Raw genomic sequence first — 13,747 nt, forward strand, 5'->3', positions numbered from 1 at the left:
GGACTATCACCGGTCGCTATATTATGCTGAATGTCTATGTTGGTAGATGGGCCAGGGCGTCCTGATTGGGTTGGGCTTTTAGCGTGCCCCTATATTGTTGCCGCTCGGAGTGCCCGAGCCGATCAGATCGCTTCCTGAAGCCAGCTTGAGGAAGTTACCTAGCTGGATGGAACCGTCTGCACTTCTAGTAACGGAAGGAACGAGACTGACAAAGTCAGCGGCGCTGGCGAGAAGACCTTTGGCATTGGTGCTTTTTTTGCTTTTCCACCAGACGTTAGAATTATCTTGATCGGTTCCACTGGTCTTGTCACTGGCTGTTCCTTCAAAGGAAAGATTGTTAATGAACACGTGTTCCCCTTGTCAAAAGCAAAATTGCTTTCGCCATTGCTCCATGAGGTATTATTAGTCAGGGTAATGGAGCCGGGGTTGCTATTGTAGGTAAAGCCGTGCTTTTTGTTCTGAAAGGCAATGCTGTTTTTCACGATATGGTTGACCTTGATTTTGTCCCCGCCCAGCTTAAAACCATTGCCGTCACTGTTAGCGGTAGACGTTCCGTCAGAAGTCTGTCCGTTGTGGTGGGCGACACTGTTCAAGATGGTTACCGCTCCGATAGGACCCGTTTCCGTTTTGGTGTACAAATCCCAGCCATCGTCTACGTTGTACGCAGCCAGGCAGTTATCGAACACATTCCCTGGTCCTACGGTCAGCTTGGCAGCAAATCCGTCGGCATCCTCACCGTTATCAGGATCAGCATTATCATGAGAGTAGGCGTTCAAGATTAGGTTGTTCGAAGGCCATTCACTGTTAGCGGCTGTAGTGGAATAGCGTCCGAGCTGAAGACCGGTGTCCCGGTTATGGTGAGTTTCCACGTTTTCAATCCGGTTGTTGCTGCCGCCGATATAGATACCGTTATCCCCGGCACCCTTTACTTCAAGGCCTTTTACCAGCCAATAGTCTCCGAAAAGCTGGAGTCCACGGTTAGCGGAGCCAAAGGCTTGACCCGAAAAATCAAGTACAGGCTTTTCACTGCCGTAAGCAACCAATCCTTTGAGGGAGCCATTGCTGCCATTATTTCCATGCTGAACGGTAATCGTTGAGGAATAGGCGTAGTTGCCTCCGCGCAGGTAAATGGTTTTACCAGGAGCAATTTGTGTAAGTGCGGCTTCAAGAGTAGTAGGACTGGATATGGTGCCTGGATTGGACACGTTACCATTTGGCGCTACATACAAGTCGCCTGCCGCCAGTGTGGTGGAGATAGCAGATGAATCCGTTGCACTGGCAGCCTCTTCTGAAAGGGAAGAAGAAGGAGCATTGGATGACGTATCTGCGTAAGCGGTTCCAATAAGAAAAGAAGAAGCGAAAACAAAAGAAACACCGAGCCTCAGAGCGTTAAACCCGTTTTTTGGACGTTCATTGCGTTTAAACATGTAAATTCCTCCTTATTTCATCTTTTATTTTAAAAGAAGATAGCACTATAAAAGCGACTTATACTGTCTATCATGTGAAACGAGGACACCTCCCGGGTGACGGATTAACTGGCATATGTCTAAAACGCTCTAAGAAGTATAAGCTCAGTTTAATATATGTTAACGTTTGCATCAACTGTTTTTTGATGATAATTTAAGATTGTGAAAAAAAGTTCACACTTTTGTTTCAACTTTAAACACGGTTTTGCCAAGCTGGGAAATATTGATTATACTTATACAATATACACATATTAGGAATAGAATCTATGAGAAAAGGCGGTTTTGACGTATGGATAACGGGAATCATTTGACGAGTCCAGCTACACGGAAAGTTCCGGACAAGCAGCCGCAAGTTAAAAATGAGATCGTGGATTGGCTTAAAGCGATTACGGTGGGTGTTGTTCTCGTGTTCATTATGCACGGGTTGCTGTCTGCACCATCTGTCGTTGAGGGAGCATCCATGGAGCCGAATTTCAAAACAAATGAACGGGTTGTCTTGAATAAACTGATTTACGATTTTCGTGATCCCAAGCCCAGTGAGGTCGTTGTATTCCATGTGAGGAAGGAAGGAAGAGACTTCATTAAGCGTGTTATTGGGGTTGCGGGAGACACGATTAAATATCAAGGCGACAATCTTTACGTGAATGGTAAGAAGGTGGAAGAGTCATACATTCAGGGAGCTGTCCAAGAAGCACATGCCAAGGGCGAGCTGTACAACAATGTGGACTTTCCGAATGCAACAATAACCGAGTCCAAGGTTCCCGAAGGTACTATTTTTGTCATGGGCGATCATCGTAATAATAGTAGAGACAGTCGTGCGATTGGCTTTGTTTCGATTAAAGATATTGTTGGACGTGCGGATGTGATTTTCTGGCCGCTGGGCAGCGCGCAGTGGGTAAAACATGAAGAATAGAAGAGCGCCTAAGACGGAATGCTGTTCCCCGTTTTAGGCGCTCTGCGTGTCTCTGAAGCTGTTATATTTTTTGGGTAAAAGGGTCAGGCAACTTTATTCCTCTGTCTCCGGTACGTGTTCTTCTTGTTCATCTCCTGGATCCAGCGTGCCGCTTGGCTGGCTGTTTCAAAGTCGAAGCGATGCGTGTTCAAAATCTCCTTCGGGTCCACTTTACCGTACTTGGAACGAATGATTTTGGCGTTCGGTTGAATACCGCGCAGCGCTTTTTCCAGTCGCTCCAGCTCCTCGGGGGATACCAGATCGCATTTGTTAATAATCAGCACATCACAAAATTCCACCTGCTCTACCAGCAGATCAACAATGCCGCGCGCATCTTCGTCCGCAACCTCCTGCCCGCGATCCTTGAGGGAATCTCCGGAGTGGAAGTCCTTCCAAAATTCCGGCGCATTCACAACAGTAACCATCGTATCCAGCCGGGTCAGCTTGGTCAGGTCGATGTCGTTTTCTTCATCTACATAACTGAACGTTTGGGCTACCGGGATGGGTTCGCCGATGCCTGTGGACTCAATAAGGATATAGTCGACCTTTTTATCCAGCGCCAGCCGCTCTACCTCTTTTAAGAGGTCTTCCCGCAGGGTGCAGCAGATGCAGCCGTTGGACATTTCCACCAGCTTCTCATTAACGCGGGATAATCCTCCGCCGTCCCGAACGAGATCCGCATCAATGTTTACCTCGCTCATGTCATTGACAATGACAGCTACCCGCAAGCCTTCCCGGTTATTCAGCACATGATTGAGCAACGTGGTTTTGCTTGAACCGAGATACCCGCTAAGTACCGTCACCGGTATTTTCTTCTCCAATTCCATAGTGTTTGCCAACGTAATCACTCATCCCTTCGAAAGTGTTCATGAAATGCTGAATGTGTTGTAGTGGCTACAATGTCAGATAGGGAAGCTGCAATGCTCCCCTTGTCGGTTTCTTTTAATCGTAATAATTACGAGTAGTAAAATCAGTAAATCATTTGCCGTATCATACCTGAAAAGTTGTATTTCAATAATTGAAACTTACGAATTATATTTAACTGTTTCAAATGACAAATAGGCGTATAATAACCCCATTAGACCTAAGAAAATTGTCCCATACAAAGGAGATATTTTAGAATGAAGATTGGTAAAAAACTATCCATTAGTTTTGCAGCCGTATTATTGCTTACATTGGTTGTGGGCGTAATTGGTGAGTATGCTACTTCGTCTTTACATACATCTTATCAAAGCATGATTGATGACAGAGTCGATAAAATTTTGATTATTAAAGAATTGCAGTATGATGCTGCGAGCCAGACCAAGTATTTTCGCGGGTATCTGGTGACTGGCGATCAGGATGAAATGAACAGTTATCTGAAAGCACGCGAAACCTTTGCAACGACCATGAAGAAGCTGCAATCAACGCCAGCACTGGACAAGCCCAAGCAAATGGCAGCAAAACTCCAGCAGATGGAGGCTGAATATGCAGATATCGTGAAGGAAATTACCTCATATAAGCAGCAGGGGGATGTCGCGACCTACACGAGATTAGTGGAGGGAAAATGTAAGCCGATGGCACTTGCACTGGAGCAGCAGTCACAGGTCATGGAGCAATACCAGATGGAACTACTGAATCAATCCCAAGTCGAGCAGGGTGAGAAGCTTCAATATGTACAGACGATGATTATCATTGCGATGGCGCTTGCGCTGGTAATCGGGATCGTATTGGCGTATGTAATCACCCGTATGATTGCCCGTCCGGTGGTTCAGGTGGCTCAAGCCGCGCGGCGTATTGCAGAAGGGGATCTGACACAGGAGGATATTCAAATTCGGCAGAAAGATGAAATTGGTGAATTGGCACAGAGCTTTAACGATATGAAACGCCAGCTTCGTTCGCTGCTGCAAGTGATTTATCAGAATGCGCAAGGAGTTACACTGGCTTCGGGTGAGCTGTCCAATGGCTCCGGGCAAGTGGCGGAAGGTACGCGGCAGATGGCGGAGATGGTACAGGGAATCCACGATTCGGCAGGCAATCAGGTTGAGCGAAATCGTGAAAACCAGCAGGCGGTCAAGGAAAGCGCAGAAGGCGTTCAAAAGATTGCCCAATCCGCATCCATTACCGCAGAGCTGTCCGAGCGGGCGATTCACGAGACAGAGCGCGGCAATGCAGACCTGGAGGAAACGGTTATGCAAATGCGCCATATTCAGGATACGATGAAGGACTCGGTCAAGGTCATTCAGGACTTGGGCGAGCAATCGAAGAGAATCCAAAGTGTAACGCAGTTCATTCGCGATATCGCCAAGCAAACCAATTTGCTGTCATTGAACGCCTCCATTGAAGCGGCCAGAGCCGGGGAATCGGGTAAGGGCTTTGCTGTCGTGGCGGGTGAAGTGAAGAAGCTGGCGGAACAGACAGGTCAAGCATCCCAACAGATTGCTGTCTTTATGGATGCCATGGCGGATACAGTGAACCAGGCCGTAGACTCGATCCAGAAAGGCTCCAGCGAGGTTGAGGCTGGAACAGATCTGATTCATCGCACCGGGCAGACGTTTAGCAAAGTACATGAAGCAGTACAAACGGTCGCTGAGCATACGCAGGAGGTGTCGGCTGCGACCGAAGAATTGTCTGCCATTACCGGGCAACTGCTGGACTCGGAGCAAAAGCTGGTAGGCTTGTCCCGTGAGATTGCAGAGGAATCGGAGTCGGCTGCGGCTGTGTGCGAGGAGCAGCTCGCTTCTATGGAGGTCATCGCAGATTCTGCCGATTCGCTGCGTCATATGGCCGCCGAGCTAATGTCGGAAATACAGCATTTCCGCATTACAAACGATGCAGACGAGAACAAGACCTCGGCTTCGACTCATCCAAAGGATACGAATGGCGGGCGCGGCACGTCTACCAGACGTACGTCTATGGATAGAATTTCAATTTCGGATACACCGATTCATCCAGCTTCCTGAGCGGGAAGTGTTAAATAACAGAGTCTTCCGGGCATCCAGGCTGAAACCAAGAGGACTTGCGCAAACAACACGCAAGTCCTCTTTTTTGCTATCTGGCTTCGTATACTCATATACGCTGACTTTTTACATTCGCCGGGTATTGCTACTTTGTACTCAGCCTTTGACTGCTCCCGCGACAACACCTTTGACGATGTATTTTTGCAGGAAAATAAATACGACGATGGAAGGCAGCACAGCCATCACCATGGCTGTCATGGCATACTGCCAGTCTGACGTATACTGTCCGACGAAGGTATAGGCCGCCAGCGTAAGCGTTTTGGTGCTGGGTGAACCGTTAACCATGAGCAGGGGCAGCAGAAAATCGTTCCAAATCCACATCACGTCGATGATCACAATGGTGGCGGTGACCGATTTTAGCAAGGGGAAAATCACCGAAAAGAAAAGCCGGAAGCCAGAGGCTCCATCGATCTTGGCACTTTCGTCAATCTCGTTGGGAATCCCTTTGACAAACCCGTGATAGATAAACACGGCGAGCGGTGCGCCGAAGCCCCAATACAGCAGGCCAAGTCCCAAGGTACTGTCCGCCAGATGCAGGTCTTTCGCGAGTCGCAAGACAGTCAGCATAATGGACTGAAACGGGATCAACATTGGCATAATGCACAGCATGTAGATGGCGGAACTCCATTTGCTCTTCGTCCGTGCCAGCTTATAGGCGGCAATGGAGGATACTAGCACGATACCTGCCAGCCCGACTACGGTAATGATCGTATTATTCAGAAACAAGCGTGGATAGTTAATGAATTTCCATACATATACGTAGTTATCCAGCGAAAGCTGCTTGGGCAGCGCAATGACGTCAGTCATGACCTCAGCGAAGCTTTTGAACGAATTGTTAATGGCAAGAAACAGCGGATACAAAAATAACAGCGATAATACGATCATGCCCGCTTCCAGCAAAATACGTCCCATACGACTGCGTTGCATCAGGCCTCAACCTCCCTGCGTTTGAAAATAGACAATTGGATGATCGTAATGATCAGCACTGCGACGAATAGCAGCAACGCTTTGGCTGTTCCGTAGCCGTACAGATTGTTCTGGAACGTGTCCCGATAAATATCATAAGCAATGCTGTATGTTGTACCTCCCGGTCCACCGCCAGTCAGGGATAGAATGACGTCGAACACCTTGATCGAGTTGGTCAGAGCCATGAAAACCGAGATCGTGATGGAAGGGGCCAGCAGTGGCAGCGTAATACTGAAAAATCTCCGAATCGGCCCCGCTCCGTCCACAATAGCGGCTTCCTTCAGATCCTCCGGTACGGACTGCAAGCCTGCAATGTAAATGACCATATAAAAGCCAATAGATTGCCAGATAGATACCGCCAAAATGGAAATAAACGCGAGCCCTTCTTGCCCTAGCCAACTGAGCTGGAAGATGCCCCAGCCTGTACTGTGTCCCAGGGACTCAAAGCCTTGCATAAAGATAAACTTCCAGATAAATCCGACAATCACGAGACTGAGGATATAAGGGATAAAAAAGGCCGCCCGCAGCCACGCCGAGCTTTTCAGCTTCATGTCGAGGACGAGCGCCAGCAAGATAGCCAGCACGTTAACCAGTACAATGTACAAAATCGCGTATTTGACCGTAAACCAGGCCGCATGTGCAAAGTTGGCGTCTCCGAGCAGGATTTGTTTGAAATTATCCAGGCCTACAAATTTCGGATGCTTGGATATTCCATTCCACTTGGTCAGGGAATAGCGTATTGTCATCAAAAACGGAATATAAAATGCAATCGTAATGCACAGGATGACGGGCAGTGTGAACAAGCCAAACTCCAATTTACTGCCCTTATCGCCCCGGCTTCCCCTTTTTTTCAGCATAACGCACCTCTTTTTCTCAACATTTTCCGATCTTTCGTTCTAAGCCGTTTGAGATATAATGAAAGTATAGGATAGCCCCTGGGGCCGGACCAATGGATTTAAGAAAACAGTTGAGGGTAAAAATGTGTACGCTTTCAAAAGGGGCGATTTTATCGTGATACCAGAGCGAGCAGGTGTAGTTCTCAGATCCATGTGGAGACGAATAACGCAAAAATTGGTGAACAAGCTTATTTTGCTTTTTACCTCGGTGATCATTCTGGTGGTAGGCTCGCTGACGATTATCTCCTATCAGATGATTGAAAGGGAGTCGGTGAATCATAGCATTGCCAGCACAACGAATAATCTGCTGCTGGTTAATCAGAACCTGGAGGATTATCTGGTTGGGATGCAGCAGCTAGCCCTGCCGCAGCTTCGTTATAACGATATTATGAACGCGATTGCGAATGAAAATCGGGACTATGCTTCCCGAATGGTCATTGAAAATTACTTACGCAGCATGTTTTATTCCCGTAATGATCTGGAAGCGATCTATCTGTACGTGGCAGATCGTCATCAATATTATGTGGTGACCCGGGAGACGTACAATATTACGGTGCGCCAAGGGATGAACACGGATATTCCCAAGCTGCCCTGGTATAAGGAGGCGATGGCGAGCACGGCCAACGAATCGTTTCAATCCTTTGTGGGTTCCCGCTCGGATATGGGGTATGTGGCACCACAGGCCAGCTTTATGGCGTACCATCGGGTGCTGAGGTCGATTGCATCTCGTCACCCGCAGGCGGTGTTGTCCTTTTACTACAATACGAGCGCTGTGGATGATATCATGAAGAACATTCCACTCGGCAAAGGGGATCATCTCATGCTGCTAAGTCCTGAACGTATTCCCTTTTACGTGGACAGCCTTCCGTTATACGAGCGAATGAGGAACTCGGGGGTGCTGGAACAGATTGGACAGGGAGGGAGCGGACGAGTAACATGGTCGGACAGTAGCGGCAGTCAGGAGTATCTGGTCGTGTATGATGCCGGGAAAAAAGAAGGCTGGCGGCTCGTCAAGCCGATCCCATACCGTCAAATTTACGAAGCGGCTACGACGACACGAAATTGGAGCTACGTGATCGGGATTTTGTTTTTAGGGGTGTCTATTATTTTGGTAACGCTGACCTCGAATGCCATTACCAGTCCCTTACACAAGCTGTCCACCCAGATGAAGCGGTTTAGTACCGGGGACTTCGGGGCAACGGCCCTTGTGAAGGGCCATGACGAGATTGCGTATTTGTCACTGCATTTTAACGAAATGGTCCAAAGAACCGAAGAATTAATTAATGAGCGTTATCGAATGAAGCTGGTCGAGAAAAACGCCATACTCAAGGCGCTGGAGGCTGAAATTAACCCCCATTTTCTGTACAATGCGCTGCAAGCTATATCCACACAGGCATTAAAGCGTGAGATGTTCGATATGGCGGATATGGTCGATGCGTTGGCCCAAACCCTGCGGTATTCCATCAATGGCAAGGATATCGTGGTTGCCCGCGAAGAACTCCAGCATATTGAACGGTATATGGGATTGCAAAAGGCAAGGTTCGGGACGAGACTGCGAATAGAGCTGGAGTGGGAGGACACGCTGATGGAGCTGCGAATCCCCAGGTTGTCCGTGCAGACGTTGGTGGAAAATTCGATCAAGCATGCGCTGGAAAAGGTATCAAGCGATATTCTGATTGTCATTTCAGCCGAATCCAGCTCTACAGATGCCACGATTACAGTCCGGGACAACGGCCCGGGGATCTCGGAGGATAAGCTTAGACAGGTGCTGGATTCGTTCGAAGAGAAATGGGAGGAACGGGAGAGTGAGCATATCGGCTTAAAAAATCTGAATACACGATTGAAGCTGCTGTATGGAGATCAGGCGGGACTATCCATACATACGGATGAAACGGGAACAGAAATCCAAATGCGCATCCCCCAGGGAGGAAGTAGTCATGTATAACGTATTGATCATTGACGATGAGGAGCCGCTACGCGAAGCTATTCGTATTGTCGGAGACTGGAACAACCTCGGCATCGGGCAGGTGTTTGAGGCGACGAATGGCAGACTTGGACTGGAGCTGCTGGAACGGCACCCAATAGATGTGGTCATGGTGGATATGAAAATGCCGGAGCTGAACGGTATCGAATTTCTTCGTGTCATCGAGAAGGTGTATCCTAATCTGCTGACGATTGTCATTAGCGGCTATGACGATTTTGAATTTACACGGCAAGCGATTCAATCCCGGGTGGTGGATTATTTGCTCAAGCCGATCAATCGGCAAGAATTGAATCAGGCGCTGCGCAAGGCGGTAGATATATTGGAGAGTCGCAAGCAGAGCGAAAGCAAATTCATTAGTCAGAACATTACGCTGAACATGTCACTGCCTAAGCTAAAGGAGAAGCTGTATTTATCTATTCTGGACGGTAGCTTTAAAAGGCAGGCGAATGCGGCGTTACTCCCCATGATCGGTGCAGATCAACCGGGGAACCGCTTTGGGGTGATCGTGCTGCGGTTGCTGAACAGGGATGAGGTTCGCATGACACGTTTTCACGGGGAGACGGATCTGATGGATTTTGCCGTGACGAACGTGTTGGCTCAGACTTCGGATGAACGATTGAGCTGTTTTAGTTTTCCTCATCCGAGACGGGAGCGCGAGGTCGTTTCGATTTGCACATTGTCTCCGGGGCAGGAACAACATATGCCTCTTCTGCTGGCACAAGTGACACAGAAGGCGGTGACGAATCTGCATGGATTGTTTGGCATGGTGGTAGCTGCCGGTGTGGGTAAGCCTTGTACGGACATACTGGAACTGGCATCTGTTTATACGGATGTCAAGGCGCTTATTCACAGCACAGACGTATTGAAGCTGACAGGAACATCGGTCATGCATGTCGCGCCCCGGCAGGGAATGATGCCAGAAGAAGTGTCGTGGACGGATCGGCTGCTGTTGATCCAGAAGGATGCCCAGACAGGCCAGGCAAATCGAGCAAAGGTGCTGCTAAACGACCTGCTGAAGCAGTTGGCATCCGGCCCTGCTTTTCGTTTGCAGGATGCAGATCGGATGATGGGCGAGCTTCATTTTTTACTGAGAGAAGCGGCTATGGAGCCGGGTGCTTTCCTATCTGTATCTGCATCTGTGTCTGAGCCGGAGGGGGCTTCGGGGGAACAGAGAAAAAGCGTGGCTGAGGGCGATATTGCTGCGGATTTTACGGACTTTGCCCAGTATGGACAGCGGCTGCATCGGATGCTGGAGCTTTACATTGCCGGGGTTCAGCATGCTCAAGGGGGGAGTCAGCCCTTTGATATTACGGAGATCAAACGGCATATTGACCGATATTACTTTGAAGATATCAAAATTTCATTTTTTGCCGAAACGTATTTTTTAAGTCGGGAGTACTTGATGAAGCTGTTCAAGCAGCAGTTTGGTTACGGGATTCACGAATATGTGCAGAAGGTCCGAATGGACAAGGCGAAGGAGCTGCTAGGCGATTCCAACCTGAAAATTCAGGAGATTTCCGATATGCTTGGCTACAAGGACAAGAATTATTTCAGTAAGGCTTTTCGTAATTATTATCAGGTGTCGCCGTCGGAGTATCGTGTGAGCTTGCAATAAACCACTTTTTTACCCTTAATGCTTCACTAATCTGCCTTTTTAAATCGGACTATATTTTTTAGAATGAGCGCATGGACGTTGATCACGAATAAATGGGGGAGTATCCATGTTAAAGAAGATGATGGCGTTATCCGGCAGTTTGCTTTTGACGGTCGGTTTGTTGAGCGGATGCGGAAGCAGCGGCGACTCAGATGCGGCGAAAGGGAATGCTGGCGGCAAAGAAGAATTGAAAACGGTTACAATAAATATGTTCACAGCCTCACCGGAGTATACCGATGCTTTTAACGCGTATATCGAAGAGTATAAGAAGGTCAAGCCAAATGTGAAGATCAATCTGGAAATTATGCAGGCGGACTATAACACCATTCTCAAATCCAAAATTGCCTCAGGCAGCACGCCGGATGTATTCCAGACCACGGCCGGAGGCGACATCGACACGTATGCTGATTATAGCGCCGATCTGACGAATGAGCCGCTGGCAGCAGCTATGACAGATGCTGTTCGAGCGAATATGAGCTCCAGTGACGGTAAAGTGTTGGGCTTCCCGGTGAAGGGCAACCTGTTTGCGCTGATTTACAACAAGGATTTACTCACCAAGGCCGGTGTAACCTCCCCGCCGAAGACGATTGCAGAGATGCAGGACGCAGTCACCAAGCTTGAGGCGAAGGGCATCACTCCATTTGCGAATGCATATAAAGAGTGGTGGGTATGGAAGCACATCTTCCAGCATTATGTGGATGCTGCCGCACAGGATGCAGGTGTGGAGCCGAAGCAGCTCGTTAATGATTTTATTGCAGGCAAAGCGAAAATCAAGGACTATCCGGTGCTGTATAACAACTTTTTTAGCTTTATTGATCTGACGGTGAAGCATGGCACGGATAAGCCGCTGGAGCGCGACAGCAATGCGGAAGTGAGCGATTTTGCATCGGGTAAAGCTGCGTTTATGACGGGTAAAGGCGCGTGGGATGAGGAAGCGATCAAGAAGATTAATCCCGATCTCAAGATTGGCATCATGGGATATCCGGTGAGTGACAAGGCGGATCAATCGGTCATCATTACTGGTGCGGATCAAGCGCTGCGTATCAACAAGGATTCCGAAGTATCCAAGGAAACGATTGAATTTTTTAACTGGCTATACACTTCGGAATACGGTAAGAACTGGTTCTCCCAGGTAGCGAAGGTGATTCCTCCAATTAAGGATGCACCGCTTCCTGATCTGGAAATGCCTAAGGAAATGGAAAGCATTTTGAAAACGTCCAAGTCCGGTGATCTGTCTGTTAACTACTCGCTGGATACGTTCCACCAAAAATTTGGCGAGCTGATGCAGGCTTATATCAGCGGCAACATGAACAAGGATCAGGCAGTTGCTGAGATTGAAAAAGCGTGGGTGCAACTAGGCTCGGCACAATAAAGCTGGTTTCGCAAAGGCGTCCGTAAGGGCGTCTTTTTGTGTTATAGCTAGGAAGCTGGGAGGGTGTGGACAAAAAAATATTTAATAATATTTAAATATTTACTTGCAAAAAGTTATTGAGTTGTGGATAATAGATTGTGTGCAATATATCTACGACATACGACAACCATAATGACTGCACGGTGCAAACACGAGGGATACTCCGGTTGGGGAATCTCTTTATTCCGTTTGGACTGTGCCGATTATGCTTAATAGACCGTGTAATTTGGAACGTATTTTCGTTTATGCGGCAAGGATAAAAAGGAGATGAACGTTTTGGCGAATTCGTTGTTTACACCGTATACACTGAAAGATTTGGAATTAAAAAATCGGGTAGTCATGGCACCGATGTGCCAATACTCGGTGACAGCCAAGGACGGCATTCCGAATGATTGGCATCATGTTCATTACCTGAGCCGTGCTATTGGTGGCACAGGCCTGATTATTATAGAAATGACGGACGTAGAGCCGGATGGACGGATTACAGATTATGATCTGGGCCTTTGGTCAGATGAGCATATCCCGGCTTATAAGAAGCTGGTTGACGGCATTCATGCGCACGGGTCCAAGGTAGGCATCCAGATTGCTCATGCAGGCCGTAAAGCTGAGGATGCAGCAGAGCCAGTGGCTCCTTCGGCAATTGCATACCCGGATGCAAATTATAAACAGCCGCGCGCACTTACCACGGAGGAAGTACGTGGCATGGTGCAGAAATTTGCAGATGCGGCTCGGCGTGCGGTTCAAGCGGGCGTGGACACGATTGAGCTTCACGGTGCACATGGTTATTTGATTCACCAATTCCATTCGCCGCTCACGAACAAACGGGACGACGTATACGGTCAGGAGCTATCCCGTTTTGGCGTTGAAGTCATTCAGGCTGTACGCAAGGAAATGCCTGAAGGCATGCCGTTATTTTTCCGCATCAGCGCGGTCGAATACGTAGATGGCGGATACGATGTGGATCATACGATTGAGCTGAGCCGGGCGTATCAGGCTGCGGGCGTAGACGTGATCCATGTGAGCACGGGCGGAGAAGGCCCTGCGGGAGCCAGAAAGCCGGGCAACTATCCGGGCTATCAAGTGCCATTTGCACGCCAAATTCGCGAGGCGCTGAACATCCCGGTAGTCGCCGTCGGCGCACTGGATGATCCAGCCTTGGCGCAGTCCGTTATCGGCAATGAGGATGCCGATCTGGTCGCCGTGGGGCGCGGGTTGCTGCGCGATCCATATTGGGCGACTCATGCAGCGGTGACATTGCGCGGCGAGAAGCCTTCCATTCCTGAACAATATCAACGTGGCTACTGAGGCCTAAGTAATCCCACGTTGTTTATATATAAACAGGGCACCTGCAACGAAGTGTACGCTTCGTCGCAGGTGCCTGTTTTGTTGTTTAGGACTGCCTTTCCTGTACTTCTGCTC

8 protein-coding genes and 2 pseudogenes are annotated in these 13,747 nt (G+C 48.6%); 6 read left to right on the forward strand and 4 right to left on the reverse strand.

Annotation, left to right across the window (positions count from 1 at the left end; all coding sequences use genetic code 11):
- Nucleotides 1-78: 78 nt before the first annotated feature.
- Nucleotides 79-1,427, reverse strand: a pseudogene (locus ASL14_RS13390) (right-handed parallel beta-helix repeat-containing protein).
- A gap of 328 nt (nt 1,428-1,755) precedes the next feature.
- On the opposite strand from ASL14_RS13390, the gene lepB reads away from it, so the two are divergent.
- Nucleotides 1,756-2,379, forward strand: coding sequence for a signal peptidase I (lepB, locus tag ASL14_RS13395; RefSeq protein WP_134911941.1), 624 nt, complete (start codon nt 1,756-1,758; stop codon nt 2,377-2,379).
- 96 nt (nt 2,380-2,475) lie between these two features.
- Here the strand turns inward: lepB and ASL14_RS13400 are convergent.
- Nucleotides 2,476-3,257: pseudogene (locus ASL14_RS13400) on the reverse strand (GTP-binding protein); the annotation flags it as partial.
- Nucleotides 3,258-3,539: 282 nt separating this feature from the next.
- Between ASL14_RS13400 and ASL14_RS13405 the strand changes: the two are divergent.
- Nucleotides 3,540-5,360, forward strand: a complete 1,821-nt coding sequence (locus tag ASL14_RS13405; protein WP_134911943.1) for a methyl-accepting chemotaxis protein — start codon at nt 3,540-3,542, stop codon at nt 5,358-5,360.
- Between the two features lie 153 nt (nt 5,361-5,513).
- On the opposite strand, the gene ASL14_RS13410 is transcribed toward ASL14_RS13405, so the two are convergent.
- Nucleotides 5,514-6,344: a carbohydrate ABC transporter permease gene (locus ASL14_RS13410; protein ID WP_134911944.1), complete on the reverse strand. Its 831-nt coding sequence runs from the start codon at nt 6,342-6,344 to the stop codon at nt 5,514-5,516.
- A complete protein-coding gene (locus ASL14_RS13415; RefSeq protein WP_134911945.1) occupies nt 6,344-7,240 on the reverse strand; it encodes a carbohydrate ABC transporter permease in 897 nt (298 codons plus the stop codon). The genes ASL14_RS13410 and ASL14_RS13415 overlap by 1 nt, the downstream gene beginning before the upstream one ends.
- Before the next feature lie 190 nt (nt 7,241-7,430).
- On the opposite strand from ASL14_RS13415, the gene ASL14_RS13420 reads away from it, so the two are divergent.
- The 4 genes from ASL14_RS13420 to ASL14_RS13435 all read left to right on the forward strand — a co-directional run bounded on the left by ASL14_RS13420 (nt 7,431) and on the right by ASL14_RS13435 (nt 13,633).
- Nucleotides 7,431-9,224, forward strand: a complete 1,794-nt coding sequence (locus ASL14_RS13420; RefSeq protein ID WP_134914542.1) for a cache domain-containing sensor histidine kinase — start codon at nt 7,431-7,433, stop codon at nt 9,222-9,224.
- Nucleotides 9,217-10,878, forward strand: a complete 1,662-nt coding sequence (locus ASL14_RS13425) for a response regulator transcription factor (RefSeq protein ID WP_134911946.1) — start codon at nt 9,217-9,219, stop codon at nt 10,876-10,878. The genes ASL14_RS13420 and ASL14_RS13425 overlap by 8 nt, the downstream gene beginning before the upstream one ends.
- Before the next feature lie 106 nt (nt 10,879-10,984).
- On the forward strand, nt 10,985-12,289 hold the full coding sequence (locus ASL14_RS13430; RefSeq protein WP_134911947.1) for an ABC transporter substrate-binding protein: 1,305 nt from the start codon (nt 10,985-10,987) through the stop codon (nt 12,287-12,289).
- A 315-nt stretch (nt 12,290-12,604) separates the two neighbouring features.
- Nucleotides 12,605-13,633: an NADH:flavin oxidoreductase/NADH oxidase gene (locus ASL14_RS13435; RefSeq protein ID WP_134911948.1), complete on the forward strand. Its 1,029-nt coding sequence runs from the start codon at nt 12,605-12,607 to the stop codon at nt 13,631-13,633.
- Nucleotides 13,634-13,747: the final 114 nt, after the last annotated feature.

Source organism: Paenibacillus sp. IHB B 3084 (assembly GCF_001447315.1).
Lineage (GTDB): Bacteria > Bacillota > Bacilli > Paenibacillales > Paenibacillaceae > Paenibacillus.

What these genes read in the sequence shown, in the direction of transcription:
- lepB (WP_134911941.1), top strand. Translation starts at nt 1,756, where the DNA reads ATGGATAACGGGAATCATTTGACGAGTCCAGCTACACGGAAAGTTCCG.
- ASL14_RS13405 (WP_134911943.1), top strand. Translation starts at nt 3,540, where the DNA reads ATGAAGATTGGTAAAAAACTATCCATTAGTTTTGCAGCCGTATTATTG.
- ASL14_RS13410 (WP_134911944.1), bottom strand. Translation starts at nt 6,344, where the DNA reads ATGCAACGCAGTCGTATGGGACGTATTTTGCTGGAAGCGGGCATGATC.
- ASL14_RS13415 (WP_134911945.1), bottom strand. Translation starts at nt 7,240, where the DNA reads ATGCTGAAAAAAAGGGGAAGCCGGGGCGATAAGGGCAGTAAATTGGAG.
- ASL14_RS13420 (WP_134914542.1), top strand. Translation starts at nt 7,431, where the DNA reads ATGTGGAGACGAATAACGCAAAAATTGGTGAACAAGCTTATTTTGCTT.
- ASL14_RS13425 (WP_134911946.1), top strand. Translation starts at nt 9,217, where the DNA reads ATGTATAACGTATTGATCATTGACGATGAGGAGCCGCTACGCGAAGCT.
- ASL14_RS13430 (WP_134911947.1), top strand. Translation starts at nt 10,985, where the DNA reads ATGTTAAAGAAGATGATGGCGTTATCCGGCAGTTTGCTTTTGACGGTC.